A 22,488-nucleotide genomic window follows, 5' to 3' on the forward strand; every position below is an offset into this window, starting at 1 on the left:
CGGAGCGGCTGCCTCCTTCGGACCAGGAGTCAGTCCACTGCTCTGGTCAACCAACGGGAGATCGGCGCGTCGCCGAGTTCGTCGAGGGTGTTGATCCAGCGGGCTTCGGCGATCTCGGGTGACAGTCTGAGTGGGTGCGCGGTGGCGACCGCGGTGAGGATCGTCAGAGTGTCGTGCTTGCCTTCCAGAGTGGTGACGGTGGTGTCCACCACGGTGAAGGCTTCGGGCGGTACGGCGAGGCCTAGTTCCTCGTGGATCTCGCGGGCGGCCGCTTGGGCTGGAGTTTCGCGAGGCGGTTTGTAACCGCCGCCCGGTAGTGCCCAGCGGCGGGTGTCGGCGTACGAGTGGCGGACGACCAGGAAGCGGCCGTCCGCCTGACGAACCAGGGCTTTGACGCCGAACGTCGTTGGTTTGCGGATTCGGAACCAGAGTTGGGCGAACGGCGAGCCCGCACGTAGCAGGAGGGCGCGGAAGCGCATCAACGCGGGGGCATGCGGAGGGCGCCGTCGAGGCGGATGACCTCGCCGTTCAGGAGTTGGTTGTCGACGATGTGGCGGACCAGGGCGGCGTACTCGGACGGCTTGCCGAGGCGGGACGGGTGTGGGACCTGCTGCTCGAGGGCCGTGCGGGTCTCCTCGGGGAGGCCGGCGAGCATCGGGGTCTCCATGGTGCCGGGCGCGATCGTGACGACCCGGATGCCCTTGTCGGCGAGGTCGCGCGCGGCGGTCAGCGTGAGCGCGACGATGCCGCCCTTGCTGGACGCGTACGCCGCCTGCCCGACCTGACCGTCGTACGCCGCGATCGACGCGGTCATCACCACGACGCCGCGGTCGCCGTCCGCGGCCGGTTCGGAGGCGATCATCCGCTCGGCGGCCAGCCGGAGCACGTTGAAGGTGCCGATCAGGTTGATCTCGATCACCTGCCGGAACGTGGCCAGCGGCAACGGACCCTTCCGTCCGACGACCCGGCCGGGAGTCGCGACGCCGGCGCAGTTCACCACCACCCGCAGCGTGCCCAGCGCCTCGGCCGCGTCGAGCGCCGCGGTCACCGCGGTCTCGTCGGTGACGTCGGTCGGCGCGAACACCACGCGATCACCCAGCTCGTCCGCGACCGCCTTGCCCGCGGACGACGGCAGGTCGACGATCACGACACCCAGCCCGTCCGCAGCCAACCGCCGTACGGTCGCCTCTCCGAGCCCGGAACCACCACCGGTGACCAGAGCGACATCGGACGGGCCAAACTTCATGTAGCACTCCTGAGCAGGTCGCGGCTGATCACGAGCCGCTGGATCTGGTTCGTACCTTCGAAGATCTGGGTCACCTTGGCCTCGCGCATGTACCGCTCGGCCGGGAACTCCCGGGTGTAACCGTACCCACCGAGCACCTGCACGGCGTCGGTGGTGACCTTCATCGCCGCGTCCGTGCAGACCAGCTTCGCGATCGCGGCCTCCCGGACGAACGTCCGGCCCAGGTCACGGCGGCGCGCGGCGTGCAGGTACGTCGCCCGCCCGGACTCGACCGCGGCGGCCATGTCGGCGAGCAGGAACTGGATGCCCTGGAAGTCCGCGATCGACTGCCCGAACTGCTGCCGCTCCTTCGCGTACGCCGTGGCGAGGTCGAGGGCCGCCTGCGCCAGGCCGACCGCGCAGGCCGCGATCCCGAGCCGGCCGGAGTCGAGCGCGGATAGCGCGATCCGCATCCCGTCGCCCTCGGAACCGATCAGGTCGGCGGCCGGCACCCGGACGTCGTCGTAGTTCACCAGCGTGGTCGTCGACCCGGTCAGCCCCATCTTCCGCTCCGGCGCACCGAAGCTCAGCCCCTCGGCCGCGGCGGGCACATGGAACGCTGAGATGCCGTGCGTCCGGCTGTCGGAGGTCCGGGCAAAGGTGGTGTAGAAGTCGGCGTGCGAGCCGTGGCTGATCCACGCCTTCGTCCCGTTCAGGACGTACGAGTCGCCGTCGCGGACTGCCCGCGTGGTCATCCCGGTGATGTCGGAGCCGGCCTGCGGCTCGGACAGTGCATAAGCCCCGAGGAACTCGCCGCCGATCATGTCCGGCAGCAGCCGGTCCTTCTGCTCGTCACTCCCGAACGTCGCCAGGCCGTAGCTGGTCATCGTGTGCACCGAGACGCCGACGCCGACCGACATCCAGGCGGCGGCGATCTCCTCCAGCATCTGCAGGTACACCTCGTACGGCTGCTCGGCGCCGCCGTACTGCTCCGGATAGGGCAGGCCGAGCAGGCCCGCCTTGCCGAGGGTCCGGAACGCGTCCCGCGGGAAGGTCTCGCTCTCCTCCGCCTGCGCGGCGTGCGGAGCGAGCTCGTGCTCGCACAGGTCCCGGACCAGGGCGAGCAGATCAATGGATTCGTCAGTAGGCAGGAGACGATCGACAGCCATCAGGCACCTCTCTCAACAGCTGACGAAATGATACTAGTAACGATACTGAAGCACGCAACTCAGTATCGTTCTATGCTGTCTCGATATGACAACAGTCGTTCCCGGGCGGCGGACCCGCCGGCAGTCCGAGCTGCTCGACCGGCTCCTGTCCTTGTTCCTCGAGCAGGGGTTCAGCCGGTTCACCCTGGACGACCTGGCCGCCGAGCTGCGCTGCAGCAAGACGACCCTGTACGCGCTGGCGCCGAGCAAGGAGCAGCTCGCCGTCGAGGTGGTGAAGCACTACTTCAAGAACGCCACCGCCCAGGTGGAGTCCGCGGTGGCTCGGCAGACCCGGCACGACCGGCGGATCGCGGCGTACCTGAACGCGGTCGCGGACGCGCTGCGGCCGGCCAGCCGGACCTTCCTCGACGACGTGGCGACGTTCGCGCCGGCCCGGTCGGTGTACGAGCGGAACACGCGGATCGCCGCCGAGCGGGTCCGGACGCTGATCGAGGACGGCATCAACAACAAGATGTTCCGGCAGGTCGACATCGCGTTCGCGGCCGAGATGATCGCGCACACCATGCAGGCGATCCAGCGCGGCGACATCGCCCGGCGGACCGGGCTGAACGACGCCGAGGCGTACCGCGAACTGGCCTCGTTCGTCCTGCACTCCCTGCGGCTCGACTGAACCACCCGGCCCCTTAGGGTGGGGACCCGTCCTCTTGCTGCCACACCGCGCATCAGAGCCGAACGCCCCGGAAGGCTGATGGATATGAAGACTCTCCGACGAACTGCGGCCATGGTGGCGGCCGCCGCTCTCGCCCTCACCGCCGCTGTGCCGGCCGGGGCTGATCCGGTGAAGCCGCCCCGTCTGTCCGCCAAGGCGATCACCGCGACGTTGAACGACCAGATCCACACTCCCGGTACGGCGTGGATGACGCAGCCGGACGGCACCGTGCTGGTGTCGTACGACCCGACGGTCACCGGCACGAAGCTGACCAAGCTGACCGGCCTGACCAAGCAGCTCGGGACGAACGTCAAGCTCGAGAAGCTGCCCGGCAAGCTGCAGAAGTACATCAGCGGCGGCATGGCGACGTACGGCGGCGAGTACAAGTGCAGCGTCGGCTTCAATGTGCAGCGACGCGGCAAGTACTACTTCCTCACTGCCGGTCACTGCGGTGTCGACGCGGCCCGCTGGTACCAGGACCCGGCCCACAAGGTGTTCACGGGCGCGGTGCACCACGCCAGCTACCCGTGGAACGACTACGCCCTGGTCGTCTACCGCACCGACATCCCGCTGAAGGTGCCGGGCGGCAGCGTGTACCTGTACAACGGGCGCTCGCAGGACATCACCACGGCGATGAATCCGGGCCTCAACCAGCTGGTCTACCGCTCCGGCGCCACCAGCGGCCTGCACAGCGGTCGCGTGACCGGGCTGAACTCGGTCGTGAACTACGGCGACGGGCGTGTGGCCGGCCTGATCCGGACCAGCGTGTGCGCGGAGCCGGGTGACTCGGGCGGTCCGCTGTTCTACCGGCAGTATGCGTTCGGTCTGACCTCCGGTGGTTCGGGCGACTGCACCTCGGGCGGCGTGACCTACTTCCAGCCGGTCGTGGAAGCCCTCAACGTGTACGGGGTCTCCATCTACTGAGCGGAGGTTTCCCCTACGCTCCGAACTTGTCTGAATACTCACGGAGATTATGGGTAGGACTCGTCACGGTTGAAGTCAAGGACGCCCCGCCCCGAAGGCGTCCTCATCGTGAGGAGGCTGAAACCGTGAACATGTCCCCATTCCGCCGTACCACCGCACTCCTGGCCGCGGCCGGGCTTGCTGCCGCCGGACTTCTGGCAACGCAGGCCTCGGCCGCACCGGTCAACCCGTCCACCCTGTCCGCCGCCGCGATCTCGTCCGCACTGGCCGAGAACGCGACGATCCCGGGTACGGCGTGGCAGACCGACCCGGACGGCCGGATCATCGTGTCGTACGACGAAACCGTCACCGGCACGAAGCTGTCGAAGTTGACCGGTGTCACCAAGCAGTACGGCGACCGGATCAAGCTCGAGAAGCTGTCCGGCAAGCTGACGAAGTACATCGCCGGCGGCGACGCCATCTACGGCGGGCAGTACCGCTGCTCGCTCGGCTTCAACGTGCGCAGCGGCACCACGTACTACTTCCTGACCGCAGGACACTGCGGGAACATCGCATCCAGCTGGTACTCGAACTCCAGCAAGACCACGCTGCTCGGCACGACGTACGGGTCGAGCTTCCCGGGTAACGACTACGCGATCGTGAAGTACAGCACGTCGTACACGAACCACCCCGGGACCGTGGACCTCTACAACGGTTCCTCGCAGGACATCACGACCGCCGGCAACGCCTCCGTGGGGCAGGCGGTCAAGCGCAGTGGTAGCACGACCGGTGTGCACAGCGGTTCGGTCACCGCGACGAACGCCACGGTGAACTACGCCGAGGGTTCGGTCTCCGGCCTGATCAGGACCAACGTCTGCGCCGAAGGCGGCGACTCCGGCGGCGCGCTGTTCGCCGGCTCGGTGGCCCTCGGACTCACCTCCGGCGGCTCCGGCAACTGCTCCTCCGGCGGCACCACCTACTTCCAGCCCGTCACCGAAGTACTCTCCCGCTACGGCGTGAGCGTCTACTGATCCAGACATGACTGTGGGGCCGGGGAGATTTCCCCGGCCCCACACTCGTGTTCAGCTCGCGCGGCGGCGGGAGATTTCGTAGAGGGTGACGCCGGCGGCGATGCCGGCGTTGAGGGACTCGGTGGCGCTGGTCATCGGGATCGAGACGATCAGGTCGCAGTTCTCGCGGACCAGACGGGCCAGGCCCTTACCCTCGGAGCCGATCACCAGGACGATCGGCTCGGTGGCGGCTTCGAAGGACGGGAGGTCCACGGCGCCGTCCATGTCGAGGCCGATGACCAGGAGGCCGGCGTCCTTGTAGGACTTGAGCGCCCGGTTGAGGTTGCCCGCGCGGGCGACCGGAATCCGGGCCGCGGCGCCGGCCGACGTCTTCCAGGCCGAGGCCGACATCGACGCCGTACGGCGTTCCGGTACTACGACACCGTGCGCCCCGAAGGCCGCGGCCGACCGCGTGATCGCGCCGAGGTTGCGGGGATCGGTCACGCCGTCGAGCGCGACGATCAGCGGCACCTCACCGGCCGCGTGCGCCCGGTCGAGCAGGTCGTCGGGGTGCGCGTACTCGTACGGCGGGATCTGCAGCGCGACGCCCTGGTGCGAGCCGCCCGCGGTGACCCGGTCGAGCTCCGCGCGCGGCACCTCGAGCACCGACACCCCGGTCTCGACCGCGACCAGCAAGGCCTCGCGCAGCCGGGCGTCACGCTCGGTGCCCTCGGCAACGTGCAGTGCTGCGGCGGGTACGCCGGCCCGCAGCGCCTCGACCACCGGGTTCCGCCCGTACACCCACTCGACCGCGGAGTCGTTGTCCTTGCGCGCCGGGCGGCGGGTACGCTCGCGATCCTTGGCCCGCTCGGCCGCCTTCGCCCGCTTGTGTGCCGGGTGCTTGACCCGGTCCACGGCCTTCGGCGTCGGCCCCTTGCCCTCGAGTCCGCGGCGGACCCGGCCGCCGGACCCGGCCGTCGGGTTCCCCCGCGGCTTCTTCCGGATGGCGCCCTTGCGCTGGCTGTTGCCTGGCACGTCAGTTTCCCTCGTCAGTCGTAGTTGTCGCGAGAGCCCAACGGGGCCCTTGCGGAGTGTCCTCGACGACGACGCCGAGCGCCTTCAACCGGTCGCGGACGTCGTCCGCGGCGGCGTAATCCTTGCGTGCACGTGCGGCCTGCCGCTGCTCGAGCAGCGCCTTCACCAGGCCGTCGACCACCTCGGTGAGCTCGTCGCTGCCGCCGGCCCGCGACACCCACGGCTCGGCCAGCGGGTCCAGCCCGAGCACGCCGAGCATCCCGCGCACCGACGCCAGCACCTCGCGCAGCGCCTCCGAGTCTCCGTCGGCCACCAGCTTGTTGCCGTCGCGCACGGTGTTGTGCAGTACGGCGATCGCGGCCGGCGTACCCAGGTCGTCGTCCATCGCGGCCACGAAGTCACCCGGCAGCTCGGCGTCCGGCTCGACGCCACCGGTCACCTCGGCGGCCCGGGTCACGAAGCCCTCGATCCGCTGGAAGCTTTTCGCCGCCTCGTCGAGCGCCTCGAACGAGAACTCGACGACCGAGCGGTAGTGCGACTGCACCAGGTAGTACCGCAGCTCGATCGGGCGGACCCGCTCGACCACGTTCCGCACGACGGCGCTGTTGCCCATCGACTTCGACATCTTCTCGCCGGCCGTGGTGACGAGCGCGTTGTGCATCCAGAACCGGGCGAACTTCTGCCCGACCGCGGTCGACTGGGCCAGCTCGTTCTCGTGGTGCGGGAACCGCAGGTCCAGCCCGCCGCCGTGGATGTCGAACTCGTCGCCGAGGTATTTGCCCGCCATCGCCGAGCACTCGATGTGCCAGCCCGGGCGGCCGCGACCCCACGGGGCCGGCCAGGACGCCGTCCGCGGTGTCGCCTCGGTGTAGCCCTTCCAGAGGGCGAAGTCGCGCGGATCCCGCTTGCCGCGCGGGTCCGCGTCCTCGGCGGCCTCCATGTCGTCGATCCGCTGGTGCGACAGCGCGCCGTACGCCGGCCAGGACTTCACGTCGAAGTAGACGTCGCCGGACCCGTCCGGCGCGACGTACGCGTGCCCGCGCTCGATCAGGTCGGCGATCATCTCGAGCATCTCCGGGATGTGCCCGGTGGCGCGCGGCTCGTACGTCGGGGGGCGGCAGCCGAGCACGTCGTACGCCCAGTGCAACTCGCGCTCGAACTCGTAGGCGTGCGCCCACCACGGGATGCCGCGTTCGGCCGACTTCGTGAGGATCTTGTCCTCGATGTCGGTGACGTTCGCGATCACGGTGACCTCGTAGCCGGACCGCTCCAGCCAGCGCCGCAGGACGTCGAAGACCACTTCCTTGTAGATGTGCCCGACATGCGGGGCACCCTGCACCGTCAGCCCACAGTGGTAGATCCCGACCTTGCCCGGATGGACCGGCTCGAAATCACGCACTGCTGCTGTTGCGGTGTCGTACAAGCGAAGTGTCACCGGTCAAGGGTAACGGGAGGTGACGCCGGTAAATAATCACCGAACAAACCGGGGCAAGGGTTGGTTCTTGCCGGATGCGGGTAAGACCATCGCCGAGCGCTCTGTCCGCCCCTCATCGCTCTGGAGGAAACCGTGAAGTCCGCCCTTTTCACGGGTGCCGCCGTCGCTCTTGGCCTGATCCTGGCCTCGACCGGCTCCGCCCAAGCAAGCAGCACTCCCCAGCCCACCGCACAGGCCCGCCAGCACGGCATCGACAAGGCCGGCGACGCCTACATGGGCTGGACGCAGAACACGACCACCACCAGCAGTGCCGCCGCGCCCGCCGACATGGGGATCACGGCGACCGTCGAAGGCATCGACGTGTCCAGTCACCAGGGCAACGTCGACTGGGCCTACTGGTGGGGCCAAGGCAAGCGGTTCGCGTATGTGAAGGCCACCGAAGGCACGTCGTACAAGAATCCGTACTTCGCCCAGCAGTACAACGGGTCCTACAACGTCGGCATGGTCCGTGGTGCGTACCACTTCGCGCTGCCGAACAACTCCAGCGGCGCGACGCAGGCGAACTACTTCGCCAGCAGTGGTGGCGGCTGGTCCAGGGACGGCAAGACGCTGCCGGGTGCGCTCGACATCGAGTACAACCCGTACGGCGCGACCTGCTACGGACTGAGCCAGTCCGCGATGGTCAGCTGGATCCGGGACTTCGTCAACACCTACAAGTCCCGCACCGGACGCGACGCGGTGATCTACACCAACTACAACTGGTGGAGCACCTGCACCGGTAACAGCACCGCGTTCAACTCGACCAACCCGCTCTGGGTCGCGCGCTACTCCTCCACCGTGGGCACGCTGCCAGGCGCTTGGCCGTTCTACACGTTCTGGCAGTTCACCTCGTCGCCCATCGACCAGAGCCACTTCAACGGCGACATGTCCCGACTGACGGCGCTCGCGAACGGGTAAATCTGTTGCCGCGGTCGCATAGTCTCGATCGGTGAGCTACTCGCTGCCGATCGAGACCGACCGCCTGACCCTTCGACGCTACGTCGAGAACGACTACGACGACCTGCTGAAACTGCAGTCGAACCCTGACGTCACACGTTTTCTGCTGTACGACGTGCGGACGCCGGAGCAGGTCAAGGAGGCCCTCACCGGCCGGTTGGCCGATGTCCCGATGGACAGCGACGGTCAAGCGCTCACCGTCGCGGTGGTCCTGCGGGACACCGGTCAGCACCTGGGTGAGGTGACGCTGTTCATGAACAACGTCGAGCACCGCACCGGCGAGCTCGGGTACGTCTTCCACCCGGAGTCGCACGGCCACGGGTACGCCGCCGAAGCGTCGGTCGAACTGCTGCGGCTCGGGTTCGAGGAGCTCGGCCTGCACCGGATCATCGCGCGGCTGGACGCCCGCAACACCGGCTCGGTGAAGCTGCTGGAGCGGCTCGGTCTGCGGCAGGAAGCGCACTTCGTGCTGAACGAGTACCTCAAGGGCGAATGGACCGACGAACTGGTTTTCGCCATGCTGTACAGCGAATGGGAGCTCCGTAACTCATAGAAGATGGGCTCGTAAGTTTTTGCCGCGGCACGCCGTCTTGATGACAGCAACTGTCGTCCGGTCTACCGTCTGAGTATGACTTCCGCCCGTTCTGTTACCGCGCTGCTTCTCGGTGTGGTTGTGCTCAGCGCCGGCAGCTTGCCGAGCGAAGCCGTGAAGGTCGCACCGGCACGGCAGATCGCCTATCGCACGTGGACGTCGAACGCCGACTTCCTGGCCGGCCAGCAGTTCGGCACCACGGTCGCCGACGGCGCCCTGACATTCGGTACGTCGGCCGGCACCATGTCGTACGTCGACCCGTTCGGCGACGGCACCGCCAAGTCCTACGACCAGACCAGTTGGGTCTCGCCGCATGTCAGCACCGGCTTCGGGCTGACCGAGCTGGTCGCCTCCTGGAACGCGACCACCCCACCGGGGACCTGGGTCGAGGTCTCGATGGCAGGTACGACGAACCTCGGCACGGCCACCAAGTGGTACGTGCTCGGTCGCTGGTCCGGTGGCGACGACACCGCGGCCGGCGACATCCACCGGACCTCGGTCCCCAGCCAGGGCGATGCCAACGGATCCGTTGCCGTCGACACCTTCCAGTCCGCCACAGGTCAATGGCTCGACCGCTGGCAACTCAAGGTCACCCTGTACCGGCTGAGCGGTACGACGCAGTCGCCCGTGGTCCGGTCCGTCGGCGCGATGGCCTCCCGGCTGCCGTCCGACAAGAAGGTTGCCGTCAGCCCCCTCGGCGGCGCGGAAGGCATCGTCCTCGACGTACCGAGGTACTCGCAGGAGACGCATATCGGGCAGTACCCGCAGTGGGACGGCGGCGGTGAGGCGTGGTGCTCGGCGACGTCGACCGCGATGGTGCTCGACTACTGGGGTGCCGGGCCGACCGCGGCCGAAACCGCGTGGGTGGATCCGTCCTACTCCGATCCGCAGGTGGACCACTCGGCACGGTCCGTCTTCGACTACGCGTACGACGGCGCGGGCAACTGGCCGTTCAACACGGCGTACGCCGGGACCCGCGGGCTCGACGCCTTCGTCACGCGGTTGCGGTCGCTGACCGAGGCTGAACAGTTCATCAAGGCCGGCATCCCACTGGTCGCGTCGCTGTCGTTCAAGAAGAGCGAACTACCCGGTGCGGGCTACGGGACCAACGGGCACCTGATGGTGATCGTCGGGTTCGACCAGAACGGCAACGTGGTCGTCAACGACCCTGCCTCCCACCTGATCGCGAGTAACGACCAGGTGCGGACGACGTACGACCGGGAGGCGTTCGAGAACGCGTGGGTGCCGCACTCCGGCGGGCTCGTCTACGTGATCCACCCCGAGGGCACACCGTTGCCGGCGCCAACGGATCCGCAGCACAACTGGTGACAGACGACAGGGCCCGCCACGCCGGGGCGGCGTGGCGGGCCCTGTTCTGTAAACCTCAGCGGGCGAAAAGTGCGCCTGTCAGGTTGGTGGTGAGGTTGCGGAGCGAGTCCGGCAGGTACTGCAGGTGCCAGCCGCTCGGGCCGCGGTACCAGGTGAAGCCCTCGTCCGCTTCGTCCGGCGTGGAGTCGGTCGCGACCAGTGCGTCGATCCAGCGCTCCGAGCCGCCGAGTACGACGGCGTACGGCAGAGCGCGGGAGCAGAGCTCGGCGTGCTGGTCGGTCGGCAGCTCGCTGACGTCCATCTCCAGCAGCTCACCGCGGATCGCGGCGACCTGGCCGAGCACACGGCCGGCGGCCGGGGCCTTGGCCGGCATGTAGCGGCCGACCACGAGCAGACCGACACCGACCAGCGTGATCGCGAGGCCCAGCAGGCCCCAGGTCGACAACAGGGCCAGCAGGACGGTCGCGATGACACCGACCACGGTGGTCACGATGCCGATCGTTGCCCACAGCGACCGCGTGCGGTCCGGGCGCTCGGTGAACCAGCCGCGCTTGACGACACCGTCGTACAGGGCGTCCTGGACCTGGGCGAGGTTCGCCCGGACCTGCTTGCCGAGCTCGGAGACCAGCACCGAGTCGGCGTCGCCGAAGATCGCGCGGATCAGGACGTTCTCGTACCGCTGCAGTTCCTCGGCGGGAGCGTTCGAGACCCGGCGCAGTTCCCAGTCCGGCCGCGCGAACTCGGTGCTGTGCTCGAGCTCGACGATCTGGATGTGACCGCGGACGGCCAGGTCGATGATCGTCGCGGTCACGTCGACCGGGTCGATCCGCTCGTCGATCAGCGTGCCGACCTCACCGGGCCGCAGGTCGGACGGCGGCGTGAAGTCGATCCGGGTGTCGGTACCGAGGCTGAACAGCGACGCCGGTACGACGCGCCGCGGGTCGACCTGGTCCCGGCCGCGCAGCCGGTACAGCGCGAACAGCGCGATCGCGCCGAGCAGCAGCACCGCCAGCGCCGTGATCAGCTGGGCCGCGTCGGTGGAGAAGGCGCGCTTGAAGGTGTGCCGGTACTCGATGATCGAGTTGTCCGCGATCTGACCCTTCGGGAAGCCGACCGCCATCTTGACCGTGTTGCCCGGCGGCAGCGCGGTCTGCTGGAAGGTCGGGCCGGAGGTCTCGCCGACCTGCGCGAGCGAGCACGGGATGTTGCTGTCGATCGGGCCGGCGAAGCAGGCGACGTGCGAGACCTCGGGGACGCTGAAGACGATGTTCGCGGTCTGGATCGGGAGGTTGATCCCGGTCAGCGGCGCGAACCGCACCTCGGTGCCGTCCAGGGTCTTCGCGACCGCGCCCTTCACGGTGTACGTGACGTCGAGTTGCGTCGTACCGCCGCTGACGTCCGGTACGGCGATCGACGTGACGTCGCCCTCGACCTTCACGTCGGCCTTCTTGTCCTGGCCGCCGGCCTTGACCTGCAGGTCGCCGATCTCCTGGATGTGGTCGATGTCGTCCGGCAGGTGGTCGCGCGTGACGATGAACCGGGTGAAGGTCCCGTTCACGTCGCTGAGCTTCCAGGTCTCGGCGACCCGGAGCAGGCCGTCACGTTCGACGCGGACCTGACTGTCGTAGTTGGTCACCACCGGGTCCGCAGCAGCGCTGGTTGCGTCCGCGCCGGCCGCACCGGCTGGGACAGTGGACAGGCCGAGCAGGCCGAGGGCACACAGGGATAGCCCGAGGAGACGTAGACGCATCGCCCAATCACACCGTAAAGAGAGGGTCAGGTTGACACGGGGCACGATAGCGTCTGGGGAGTGTCAGGCAACCAATGGGGACCGGGACCCGGACAATTCGGCCCGCCGCCGCAGCAGGGCTACCAGGGTGGTCCCCCGCCTCCGCAGTACTCCGTGCCCCCGCAGTACTACGCTCCTCCGCTGCCCCCTGGCCAGCAGTACGGGTGGGGTCCGTTGCCGCCTCAGCCGCCGCGGAGGAAGTCCGGCGGTACGGCGCTGCTGGTCGTCGCGCTGCTCGCGGTGGTCGCGGCCGGAGGCGTGTTCCTGTCCGTGAAGCTCACACAGGGCGGCGACGGACCTATTGCCACCGCACCGGTCGCCACGGAGTCCGCGACGGCTAAGCCGACATTGGCTCCCAGTAGCGTCCCGCCTCCTGCGACGACTGCTGCTCCGCGGCCCACGCGGACGACCACGACTGTTACTCCGCCGAAGCCGGTGCAGACCGTGAACCCGGCGACGTACAACGCGGCCCACCGGCTCTACAAGACCGGCGTGATGCGGACCGTGAACTGCAAACAGGCCAAGACCGGTCTCGGCAACGGCTCACAGGCGCTGGCGTACTTCAAGGCGATCAAGGCCTGTCTGGACCGGGCGTGGCCCACGCAGGTCGCCGCGTCCGGCGGCCGGTTCCGATCACCCGGCCTGGTCGTCTGGGGCGGCTCGGTGAACACACCGTGCGGCGGTGGCGTCGGGCGCTCGTTCTACTGCCCGACGACGCACACCATCTATATGGAGTCGCCGTCGATCGTCTCGTTCTACAAGCAGAACCCGACGTTCGGCCGGATGGTCGGCACGTTCACCATGGCCCACGAGTACGCGCACTCGGTGCAGTGGATGACCGGACTCGGTGTCGCCTACACGAAGCTCCGGTACGACGCTTCCGCCGCCGGGGCGTTGCAGCTGAGTCGCCGGCTCGAGCTGCAGGCCTCCTGTCTCGGCAACGTGTTCTTAGGTGCCAACCGCAACAGCTACGGCATCACCGGGTACGCGTACCAGATGTGGCTGTACGACGTGAACAACAGCGGCGACCGTCCGCCGTACCCGCGGGACCACGGCAGCACCACCAACCACGGGGCCTGGAGCCGCGCAGCCTTCCAGAGCCGTAATCCGGCCAGCTGCAACACCTGGTCGGCGTCACCTGCCCGGGTAAGTTGAGCCCTGGCTCCGGTAGCGTCCTGGGTGTGTCTGGCAACCAATGGGGTCCTCCTCCCGGGCAGCAGTACCCGCCGCAGCAGCCGCCTCCGCCCTGGCAGCAGGGGCCGGGGTACGGCGGCCAGCCACCTCCTGGTCGCCCACCTGGCCCACCGCAGGGCCCGCCCACCGGTCCGCCCTCGGGACCGCCTTACGGACCGCCTCCTGGCGGTCCTCCTTTTCAGGGGCCGGGGCCTGGGCAGCCTTTCCACGGGCACTCGTTCCAGGGCCAGCCGATGCCGGGTCCTGGGCAGCCGCAGTTCGGCTGGGGCGCTCCACCTGGTGGACCGAAGCCGCCGAAGAAGGGCCGCGGCGGTCTGATCGCCGTCTTGGTGCTGGTCGGTGTGCTGCTGGTCGGCGTCACCGCGCTGAAGATCGTCTCGTCGGCGCTGAAGGGTGACGGCGACCCGTCGTACGCGAGTCCGACCACCACCACGTCGTACAGCCCGACGAACCAGCCGACGAAGGAACCGTCCGGCCAGCCGACCAACAACGTGCCGACGACCAAGCCCACCGCCCAGCCGACCACACAGGCGCCGCGGCCGACAGCGACCCGGTCAACTGCGACCGCGACCGCCAAGCCGACGGCCAAGCCGGGTCCGACCGACAGCGACCTGGTGCTGCGGAACAGGCTGTACAAGGCCGGTGCGATGGCGTCGGTGAGCTGCCGGGAGTCCAAGGCGCGGCAGAGCACGGTGGCCGGCGCGCGGGCCAACTACAAGAACTTGCTGGGCTGCCTGAACAGGGCGTGGGCCCCGCTCGTGGCCAAGTCCGGTGGGCGGTTCCGGGCACCGACCGTGCGGATCTTCAGCGGTACGGTCACGACGCCGTGCGGGACCCACAGCGACTCCGGGCCGCCGTTCTTCTGCGGCACCACCGACACCATCTACATGAACCTCACCGAGGACATCGGCAACTACAACCGCTACCCGCAGGCCTACCAGAAGGTGTGGGCGCGGATGTGGATGCTGCACCAGTTCGCGCACGAGTACGGGCACCACATCCAGAACAACATGGGGATCCTGCAGGCGTACGCGCGGATCCGGTACGAGCGGCCGAACTACGCGATGGAGCTGCAGGACAGCCGGCGGCTGGAGCTGCAGGCGTCCTGCTTCTCGGACATCTTCATCGGCGCGAACCGGCGGACCTATCCGATCTCCGGGCAGTCGCTGTTCCAGTGGCGCTGGCTGATCGGGCACGTGACCGACAACGCGAACGACCACGGCGACGCGAATAACCACCAGTACTGGGCCACCCGCGGGTACAACTCCCGCAACCCGAGCGTCTGCAACACGTTCGCCGCATCCGCCGCCAAGGTGCAGTGAGGGCCGTCACTGGTCCACTTCGAAACGACTGGCCGGGGTAGCTAGCCTGGTGGGTCCCGTATCGCGCAAAGTATGTCGCGGAGGATACGTAGGGGGAGGCGGCTTCGGCGCCCCACCAACGAGCTGCAGAGCAATACCCAGCAAGGTCGTGAGGAGCATCGATGTCGGACAACAGGAACCAGCCCCCGGGGAGCGACCCGGCTGACGATCAGCCGGACCGCCCGCAGGAGCCCGTTCCCGGCCAGCCGCCCGCTGGCCAAGGACCCCGTAGTGGTGGTTGGTTCGGATCCCGGGACAACGAGGCCGGTCCTCGTGGTCCTGGGGAGCAGAGCCCTGGCGAAGGTCAGCCGGCCACGTGGTGGACGGGTGACTCCGACGCCAAGCGGGAGTTCAGCAACCCGGCCCAGTCCGAGCAGCCCGCCAGCAGCTGGTTCGACGGCGGCTGGGACCCGAACCGCCGGGAACACCCCGACCAGCCCGCCCCCGGCCAGCCCCAGCCCGGCCGCCCGCAGCCGGGCCCGAACCGGCCCGGTCCCTCACAGTCGGGTCCCCCGCAGTCCGGGTGGCCGCAGTCAGGTCCGTCACAGTCAGGCCCGAACCAGCCTGGTCCTGGTCGACCAGGCCCGAACCAGCCCGGCCCGGCGCAATCCGGGCCCGGTCAGTCACGCCCGAACCAGCCCGGCCCGGCACAGTCCGGTGGCGGTCAGTCGGGTGTGAACCAGCCTGGTTCTTGGCAGTCCGGCCCGCCGGCACCTCAGCCCGGCGCCACCACGCCCAGCCCGTGGCAGTCCGGTCCCCAGCAGCCCGGTCCGCAGCAGCGCGGTCCGCAGGGGCCGCAGTCTGGTCAGTCCGGTGCGAGCCCGTCTGCCCCTTCGCAGCCCAACCCGTCCCAGCCGAACGCTCCTGAGTCGGGAGCGTCCTGGGGGACTCAGTCGTGGCCTCTCCAGACTGACTCGGAGGCATCCACCTCCGGCCAGTCCGGCCCGCCCGCATCTGTGCAGGGCGGGTGGTCGGCCACGGGACAGTCCGAGTCGAGCGCCTGGCAGTCGTCGCCGTCGGAGCAGCAGCCCCGCCAGCAGCAGGGCGGTCCGCACTCCGAGGGCTCGTACCTGTGGGGCCCGCAGGGCGGACAGGACCAGCAACAAGGCCAGCAGCAGTCCAGCCCTTGGAGCAACGCGCTCCCGCCGCAGCAGACCGGCGCCCGCCACGCCGCCCCCCAGGGCGGTCACGGCGGTCAGATCGGCCCGATGGGTCAGCCTGTCCAACAGGCACCCACCTGGCAGTACCCGCCGATCCCGATCCCGCAGCCGCCGGGTGGCCGTCGCCGGCGCAAGAAGAAGATGTCCCGCACTCTCCTGATCGGTCTGGTGGTGCTGGCGGTCCTCGTGGTCGGCTCCGGCGTCACGTTGCTGATCCGCGGCCTCGGCGGCGGCGAGCCCGAGGCGAAGACGACTCCGACGACCTCGACCTCGGAGTCCCCGTCCCCGTCGGAGAGCCCGTCCACGTCACCGTCCCCGTCCACGCCGCGTGGCCCGACGGCCGACGAGGTCGTGAAGGGCAGCCGGCTCTACACGATCGGCCCGGTCGCCGCGTCGAAGTGCGCGGAGCCGCCGTTCGCACCCGTCACCGTCCCGGCCGCGCAGCAGTACTACAACCGCCTGCTGCCTTGCCTGAACCGCACCTGGTGGCTGGCGATGAAGAAGGCGACCCTCCCGTTCCGCAACCCGAAGGCCGTCGTGTACGTCGGCAAGGTGCCCTCGCCCTGCGGCATGCAGCGCAGCGTGCGGGCGGCGTACTGCGGTGCGAACGAGACGATCTACCTGCCGTTCAGCGTCGACAACCGGTACTACACGACCAATCCGGTCTACGCCCGCGCGATCATGCTGAACACGTTCGCGCACGAGTACGGCCACCACATCCAGAAGCTCAGCGGGATCCTCGCCTCGTCGATGTCCCGGCAGAAGAGCATGACGCCGAACCAGAAGCTGACCGAGAGCCGCCGGCGCGAGCTGCAGGCGACCTGTCTCGGCGCGGTCTACCTCGGCGCGAACGCGACGTACATCCCGATGAACGGCGTACTGCTGAACAACTGGAAGTTCCTGATCTCGCACTCGGGCGACGACTACGCCCGGCCGCGGGTCCACGACCACGGCAACCGGGTCAGCAACTACCAGTGGTCGATCACCGGCTACAACAGCAAGAAGCCCGACTCCTGCAACACCTTCACCGCAGCCGACGTTCGGGTGAACTAGGCAGAACCTAAGACCGTGGTGGCGGCGGCCACCGCTCTCAGCCGAAGAGGCGGCGGGCGGTGGTCAGGGAGCCGCCGAACGACGTGACGAAGTTGCTGAGCGATTCCCCGATGTCGGACAGGTGCCAGTTCTCCGGACCGGAGTACCAGCCGATGCCGGCGTCGGGGTCGTCGTCGTCATCGGTCGCGGCGATCTCCAGGGCCCACTTCTCGGTCAGCCCGAGCACAGCGGCGTACGGCAGGCAGCGGGACGCGAACTCGAGCCGGTGGCTCTGCGGTAGGTCGGACGAGGTCTCGTTGGCCAGGTAGTGCTGCAGACCGGCCACCCGGCCCAGTACGGCGGCACCACGCGCGGTGCGGGCCGGTGCGGCCTGTCCGACGAGTGCGAGCACCAGACCGGCCGCCATGACCGCGAAACCGACCAGGGCGAACTTGCTGACGATCGCGAGCACGATGGTCAGTACGACGCCCGCACCGAGCAGCACCACACCTGCGGTGGTCCACCGGTTCCGGACCGCGTCCGGACGGTTGTTGAACCAGCCCTGCGTGACGACGTCGGAGTACAGCTGCTCGCGAACCAGGTTGAGCCGCGGCCGCAGCGACGGGCCGAGCGCGGAGACGAGCACCGAGTCGCCGTCAGCGAACACCGCGTCCAGCAAGGCCTTCTCGTACGCCAGCAGCTCCGGACCGCCCGGGTGCAGCCGCTGCAGCTCCCAGTCGAGCTTGCCGAAGTGCGAGTCGCGCGGCTGCTCGACGATCGTCAGGTAGTTGCGCACGGCAAGGTCCAGCAGGGTCGCGGTGATGTCGACGACGTCGGCCGTCTCGTCCACCACGGTGCCGACCTGGCCGGGCCGGATGCCGTCCGGAGCGGCGAACTGCGGGCCGTCGGCGCCGTCGAGCACCGGCCGCTCCGGTGCGCCCTCGCCGACCTTCGCGGCGTCCCGGCCGCGGAAGAACCACAGGCCAACTGCACCGAGCAGTCCGAGCCCGAACACGATCACTGCCAGCCCGACGGTGGTCTTGTCGACCGTGAACGCCCTCCCGAGCGTCCAGCGGGTGGAGTACTGCGCGTTCGCCTGCACGGTCGCCTGGTCGCTCAGCCCGGTCAGGAACGTCACCCGGCCACCAGCGGGTACGCCGTTCTGCTCGATCTCCAGCGCAGCCGACTCGCCCAGCTGCGACGACGTACACGGAAGGCTCGAGCCGGTGCGGCCGGCGAAGCAGGTCACCCAGGTCGCGAAGGGGACGCCGATGCTCAGGGTCGCCTTCGGGATCGACGGGGAGAAGCCCTGCACGATCGGCCAGCTCACCTGGCGGCCCTCGGTCGAGTCGGCGACCACGTTGTCCACGGTGTAGCTGTAGACGACCTTCGACTGCCCGGACACGTTCAGCGTCAGCTTGCGGCCGTCGTCGGTGCTCTCGTTCTGGAAGCCCTGGGCGGGCTGTCCGTTCACCGTCGCGGACACGTCCTTCAGCTCGTACGTGCGGTCCCGCTCGGCGTCCGAGCGGACCCGGGTCGTCAGCGTGCGGCTGAACGTCGTACCGCCTGCGGTCAGGTCGACCGTCTCCTTGACCTGTAGCTCACCGTCCTTCGTGAGCGTCGCGTCCGCGGAGTACGCGGTGATCTGGTCCCCTGCCATCGGGGCCACCGCCTCGGCAGCCACAGTGCTCAAGGCAACGAACAACGGGGCGGTCAGGGACATCAGCAGGGCAGCCGGGAGGAGGCGGCGCTTCAGTGACATGGGTCGAGAGTAGTCTCGTGCCGGTTCGTGCAGCGAACTCGACCGACCGCGTGACCCGACCACATGGAGGCCAGACCTGTGAGCAGCCCGTACGGGTACGGCGGCCCGCCGCAGGGCGCACCGCAGGGCCGGCCACTCGGCCCGCCGCCTGGTGTGTTGCCGCCGCCGCAGGCCGCGCCGTGGCCGCCGCAGCAGGGTCAGTACCCACAGGGTCCGATGCAAGGTACGCCGTACCCGGGCCAGCAATACCCCGCTCCGCAGTACCAGGGCCAGCCGTACCCAGGTCAGTTCCAGCCGTACTACGGCGGTCCGGGCCAGTTCAACGGGTTCCAGCCGCCGCGGAAGCGGGGCGGGGCGCTGCGACTGGTCCTGGTGAGCTTCATCTTCCTGACCTTCATCGGCGTGTCCGTGGCCGTGGTGGCCGCGCTGCTGGGCTCCAACAGCACCGAGAACACGGCCGAGCCCAAGGTGACCGGTCCGTCGATCGTGCCGACGCCGACGACCAACCCCGAGAAGGGCACCGCCGAGGACTTCCTGCTGAACGCCGACGTCTACCGCACCGGTCCGCTGCCGGGGCAGAACTGCCCGGCTGCCAATCTCGGCAGCGGCAGCCTGGCGTCGCAGAAGGTCTACTACCAGCGGCTCTTCAAGTGCCTGAACGACGCGTGGCGCCCGATCTTCAAGGAGCTCGGCGAGGAGAAGCCGGACCCGGGCCTGGTTGTGTTCGACCAGCCGGTGACGACCGCGTGCGGCAACTTCCAGCCGCTGTCCGGACGGGTACTGGCGTTCTACTGCTACGGCAACCAGGTGATGTACGTCGACGTGAAGCAGATGAACCGGGCCTTCGGTCCGGCCCACGACCTGGCGTATCTGATGACGATCGCGCACGAGTACGGCCACCACGTCCAGGGTGTCAGCGGACTGTTCTACGCACGTGCCGTCTACCTGCAGGACCACCCGGAGCAGAAGCTCGAGAGTTCGCGCCGCAACGAGTTGCAGGCCTCCTGCTTCGCCGGCGTGTTCAGCAAGGCCGTGGCGAAGTCGTACCCGCTGACGAATCGGCTGGGTGAGTTCAAGGAGCAGTCGAGCAACAGCTTCGGTGAGTCGGCTGACACGCCGGAGGACGAGCGGACGCACGGTCTGGCGACCAGCCAGGGCTTCTGGATCCAGAACGGCTTCAACATCGGCGAGAACAAGGCCTGTGACACCTTCGCGGTGTCGGCGGATCTGGTGAAGTGACGGCCCGGCTGATCGGGGGCCGCTACCTGTTGGGGGAACCGCTCGGCTCGGGCGGTATGGGCTCGGTCTGGCGTGCCCACGATCAGCAACTGGACCGCGTGGTCGCGCTGAAACGCGCGCACCCCGGTGTGGACGACCCGGACGGGCGCCGGCTGCGCCGTGAGGCGCGGACCGGTGCCCGGCTGCACGACCCGCACGTGGTGACGATCTTCGACGTGGTGACGGACGGGGACGAGCACTGGCTGGTCCTGGAGTACCTACCGTCGCGGAGCCTGGACGAACTGGGCAAGCTGCCACCCGACCAGGTCGCGCGGATCGGCGTACAGATCGCGTCCGCGCTGCAGGCTGTGCACGCGGCGGGCATCATCCACCGGGACCTCAAGCCGGCCAACATCCTGGTCACTGCGGACGGTACGGCGAAGCTCGCGGACTTCGGCATCTCGCGGCGACTGTGGGCCGAGGCGACGCTGACGGACAGCTCGACGGTCGGTACGCCGGCCCACCTCGCACCGGAAGTGGCCAACGGCAACGAACCGACGACCGCGTCCGACGTGTTCTCGTTGGGCGCGGTGCTCTACACGGCGCTGGAGGGCCACTCGCCGTTCGGCGACGACCCGAACCCGCTGGCGGTACTGCGGCGCGCCGCACGCGGTGAACTGGAGCCGCTGCGACGCGGTGGCGAGCTGACGCCCCTGATCACGCGGATGCTCGCTGTCGAACCAGGTGACCGTCCGTCGGTCGCTGAGGTCGTGAACGAGCTCGGCGGTACGGCGGCCGCACCCGCAAGCAGGCGACGCAAGCGCTGGGTGATCCCGGTGGCGGCTGCCGGCGTTGCAGTGGTCGCCGTACTGGGTGTGCTGATCGGACGGGCGGTATCAGGACCTTCCGAGCCGTCGGCCGCGCCCACGACGGCTGTTGCCGGTCCGGTAGGTGATCCGTTGACGGCGGACCCCTGTGCGTTGATCGACGAGGCGTCGTTGAGCAAGTTCGGGGACGCGACGCTGGAACCGGCGTACGGGAACTTCGACCGGTGTGACGTGGTGGTGAACGGCAGCGGCGGCCAGCAGGTCGACGTACGGGCGGAACTCGACGAAGCAGACAACGAACTGCCTCAGGGTGCGGTGGAGAAGCTCACCGGCAACCTGAACAAGGTCGTCCGTGCGAGGGCCGGGGACGGCGACTGCGAGCGCGTACTCGTGCTGTCGGACGGTACGCACGTAGTTGTCGAGGCCCGGCACACCGACGGGTCCGGGATGGACGTGTGTGCGATGGCGGAAGCCGTTACGCAGAAGGCGATCGGTGTTTTGAAGGCCGGGCCGATCCCCCGCCGTACGCAGCCGTTGCCGGCCGCGTCGCTGGCGCATCTCGACGCCTGCACACTGCTGGACAACCAGGCGCTCGAGCTGATCCCCGCGGTGGACGCGAAGCATCCGGACACGTCGTTCGGCGGGTGGTCGTGCGGTTGGGAGAGTACGACCAGCGATCTGTCGGTAGATGTGCGGTTCGACCGGGACCAGCCGCTCGACGCGTCGGACGGGCGTCCGGTGACGATGTCCGGCCGGTCCGCGTTCATCTCGAGCGAGGACGACGGTCCAGGGACCTGTGCGGCGCTGATCGTGTTCCGGCAGTACGCCGATACCGTCGAGTTGGTGACGGTCATCGCGAGAGGGCCAGGTACGCAGACCACATTGTGCGGACTGGCCACGAAGCTCGGTCAGGCAGTCGCTGCGAAGCTGCCGAAGGCCTGACATGGAGCGTCTCCCCCCGAACCAGACCAGCCTGGCACGCGGCGTACCTGACGCCCAGCCGGGCACCATCTTCGTGCTGAGCGTCGCAGGTGGCGTCAGCGTCGACGCCGGGGCACACCGGACGATCCTGTTCGGACGGAACCGTCCCGAGGTGCACGTCTGCATCGGTGAGGACGATCCGCGCGTCAGCCGGATGCACGGCTCGATCAGCTACCGCGGCGGCCAGTGGAACGTCGCCGTGACCGGTCGGCTGCCCGTGCGGTTCCCACATCAGCGGGCGCTGTTCGCCGGCGAGGACCCGATACCTCTCGCGGCCGGTTACACACCGCTCTTCGTACAGGGCTCCAGCGGACGCGAGCACCTCCTGGAGGTGTACGTCGTCGGCGACAGCGGCACTCGCCCCGTACCGCGGCCGCGTGAGTCAACGCACCCACCGCGCATCTGGCGGCTCTCACCGGCTGAGAAGCTGGCGTTGATCGTGGTCGGCCAGCGGTACCTGCTGCACGACCTGCACCCGCTGCCGCTGTCATGGCGACAGGCCGCGGACCAGCTGGCCGAGCTACAGCCGACTGAGGGCTGGACCGCCAAGCGAGTCGAGCATCTGGTCTCGAACGTCCGCAGTCGGCTGTCGCGGGACGGCGTACCCGGGCTGACTCGTGAGGAGGTCGGTGAGCCGGTCGGCAACGCGCTGAACGACAACATGTTCCGGGAGCTGCTGCTGACAACCACGCTGGTCCCGGCGGATCTCGACGTACTGGACTGAGTTCGGGAGGGGTCCCCGGCGACCAGACTTACCGTCG

The 22,488-nt window shown here is 68.8% G+C and carries 19 protein-coding genes; 12 read left to right on the forward strand and 7 right to left on the reverse strand.

The genetic code is table 11. From position 1 onward, the window contains the following. Positions 1–29: 29 nt before the first annotated feature. From E0H45_RS33670 to E0H45_RS33680, 3 genes are read right to left on the reverse strand one after another with little or no spacing between them, the layout of a single operon-like run. A complete protein-coding gene (locus E0H45_RS33670) occupies positions 30–479 on the reverse strand; it encodes an NUDIX domain-containing protein (RefSeq protein WP_131344961.1) in 450 nt (149 codons plus the stop codon). Further along, the gene (locus E0H45_RS33675; RefSeq protein ID WP_131344963.1) at positions 479–1,246 is read right to left on the reverse strand and encodes a 3-hydroxyacyl-CoA dehydrogenase; all 768 of its coding nucleotides are present in this window, start codon (positions 1,244–1,246) and stop codon (positions 479–481) included. The genes E0H45_RS33670 and E0H45_RS33675 overlap by 1 nt, the downstream gene beginning before the upstream one ends. Beyond that, positions 1,243–2,394 carry an acyl-CoA dehydrogenase family protein gene (locus E0H45_RS33680; protein WP_131344965.1) on the reverse strand — a complete coding sequence of 384 codons (1,152 nt, stop codon included), beginning with the start codon at positions 2,392–2,394 and terminating at the stop codon, positions 1,243–1,245. Before E0H45_RS33680 ends, E0H45_RS33675 begins: the two co-directional genes overlap by 4 nt. An 85-nt stretch (positions 2,395–2,479) precedes the next feature. On the opposite strand from E0H45_RS33680, the gene E0H45_RS33685 reads away from it, so the two are divergent. The 3 genes from E0H45_RS33685 (at position 2,480) to E0H45_RS33695 (ending at position 5,037) form a co-directional block, all read left to right on the forward strand. Continuing rightward, positions 2,480–3,064 (forward strand): TetR/AcrR family transcriptional regulator, encoded by a 585-nt coding sequence (locus E0H45_RS33685; RefSeq protein ID WP_130383294.1) that lies wholly within the window; start codon positions 2,480–2,482, stop codon positions 3,062–3,064. 84 nt (positions 3,065–3,148) lie between these two features. Then, positions 3,149–4,027, forward strand: coding sequence for a S1 family peptidase (locus E0H45_RS33690; protein ID WP_238155481.1), 879 nt, complete (start codon positions 3,149–3,151; stop codon positions 4,025–4,027). Between the two features lie 131 nt (positions 4,028–4,158). Further along, positions 4,159–5,037, forward strand: coding sequence for a S1 family peptidase (locus E0H45_RS33695; RefSeq protein WP_131345939.1), 879 nt, complete (start codon positions 4,159–4,161; stop codon positions 5,035–5,037). 51 nt (positions 5,038–5,088) lie between these two features. On the opposite strand, the gene rlmB is transcribed toward E0H45_RS33695, so the two are convergent. Both rlmB and cysS read right to left on the reverse strand, forming a co-directional pair. After that, complete coding sequence (gene rlmB, locus E0H45_RS33700) at positions 5,089–6,051, reverse strand: 23S rRNA (guanosine(2251)-2'-O)-methyltransferase RlmB (protein ID WP_131344969.1); 963 nt, start codon at positions 6,049–6,051, stop codon at positions 5,089–5,091. 1 nt (position 6,052) lies between these two features. After that, a complete protein-coding gene (gene cysS, locus E0H45_RS33705; protein ID WP_131344971.1) occupies positions 6,053–7,486 on the reverse strand; it encodes a cysteine--tRNA ligase in 1,434 nt (477 codons plus the stop codon). Positions 7,487–7,618: 132 nt separating this feature from the next. Here cysS and E0H45_RS33710 point away from each other — a divergent pair, with 132 nt between their 5' ends. The 3 genes from E0H45_RS33710 to E0H45_RS33720 all read left to right on the forward strand — a co-directional run bounded on the left by E0H45_RS33710 (position 7,619) and on the right by E0H45_RS33720 (position 10,403). Continuing rightward, positions 7,619–8,443, forward strand: coding sequence for a lysozyme (locus tag E0H45_RS33710; RefSeq protein ID WP_238155482.1), 825 nt, complete (start codon positions 7,619–7,621; stop codon positions 8,441–8,443). 31 nt (positions 8,444–8,474) lie between these two features. Further along, positions 8,475–9,035, forward strand: a complete 561-nt coding sequence (locus E0H45_RS33715) for a GNAT family N-acetyltransferase (RefSeq protein WP_131344973.1) — start codon at positions 8,475–8,477, stop codon at positions 9,033–9,035. Positions 9,036–9,110: 75 nt separating this feature from the next. Then, positions 9,111–10,403, forward strand: a complete 1,293-nt coding sequence (locus tag E0H45_RS33720) for a peptidase C39 family protein (RefSeq protein ID WP_131344975.1) — start codon at positions 9,111–9,113, stop codon at positions 10,401–10,403. Positions 10,404–10,458: 55 nt separating this feature from the next. On the opposite strand, the gene E0H45_RS33725 is transcribed toward E0H45_RS33720, so the two are convergent. Continuing rightward, positions 10,459–12,153 (reverse strand): DUF2207 domain-containing protein, encoded by a 1,695-nt coding sequence (locus E0H45_RS33725; protein WP_131344977.1) that lies wholly within the window; start codon positions 12,151–12,153, stop codon positions 10,459–10,461. Positions 12,154–12,366: 213 nt separating this feature from the next. On the opposite strand from E0H45_RS33725, the gene E0H45_RS33730 reads away from it, so the two are divergent. The 3 genes from E0H45_RS33730 to E0H45_RS33740 all read left to right on the forward strand — a co-directional run bounded on the left by E0H45_RS33730 (position 12,367) and on the right by E0H45_RS33740 (position 16,960). Next, on the forward strand, positions 12,367–13,347 hold the full coding sequence (locus E0H45_RS33730) for a neutral zinc metallopeptidase (protein WP_131344979.1): 981 nt from the start codon (positions 12,367–12,369) through the stop codon (positions 13,345–13,347). A gap of 272 nt (positions 13,348–13,619) precedes the next feature. Beyond that, on the forward strand, positions 13,620–14,708 hold the full coding sequence (locus tag E0H45_RS33735; RefSeq protein ID WP_131344981.1) for a neutral zinc metallopeptidase: 1,089 nt from the start codon (positions 13,620–13,622) through the stop codon (positions 14,706–14,708). A 995-nt stretch (positions 14,709–15,703) separates the two neighbouring features. After that, positions 15,704–16,960, forward strand: a complete 1,257-nt coding sequence (locus tag E0H45_RS33740) for a neutral zinc metallopeptidase (protein ID WP_131344983.1) — start codon at positions 15,704–15,706, stop codon at positions 16,958–16,960. 37 nt (positions 16,961–16,997) lie between these two features. Here the strand turns inward: E0H45_RS33740 and E0H45_RS33745 are convergent, their stop codons facing one another. After that, the gene (locus E0H45_RS33745; protein ID WP_131344985.1) at positions 16,998–18,701 is read right to left on the reverse strand and encodes a DUF2207 domain-containing protein; all 1,704 of its coding nucleotides are present in this window, start codon (positions 18,699–18,701) and stop codon (positions 16,998–17,000) included. A gap of 78 nt (positions 18,702–18,779) precedes the next feature. Between E0H45_RS33745 and E0H45_RS33750 the strand changes: the two genes are divergently transcribed. From E0H45_RS33750 to E0H45_RS33760, 3 genes are read left to right on the forward strand one after another with little or no spacing between them, the layout of a single operon-like run. Further along, positions 18,780–19,940, forward strand: coding sequence for a neutral zinc metallopeptidase (locus E0H45_RS33750; protein WP_238155483.1), 1,161 nt, complete (start codon positions 18,780–18,782; stop codon positions 19,938–19,940). Then, positions 19,937–21,688 carry a serine/threonine-protein kinase gene (locus tag E0H45_RS33755; protein ID WP_131344988.1) on the forward strand — a complete coding sequence of 584 codons (1,752 nt, stop codon included), beginning with the start codon at positions 19,937–19,939 and terminating at the stop codon, positions 21,686–21,688. Before E0H45_RS33750 ends, E0H45_RS33755 begins: the two co-directional genes overlap by 4 nt. Position 21,689: 1 nt before the next feature. Then, on the forward strand, positions 21,690–22,451 hold the full coding sequence (locus E0H45_RS33760; RefSeq protein ID WP_131344990.1) for an FHA domain-containing protein: 762 nt from the start codon (positions 21,690–21,692) through the stop codon (positions 22,449–22,451). The last annotated feature ends 37 nt before the right edge of the window (positions 22,452–22,488 follow it).

Origin of the sequence: Kribbella soli (assembly GCF_004331345.1) — a bacterium.
Taxonomy (GTDB): domain Bacteria; phylum Actinomycetota; class Actinomycetes; order Propionibacteriales; family Kribbellaceae; genus Kribbella; species Kribbella soli.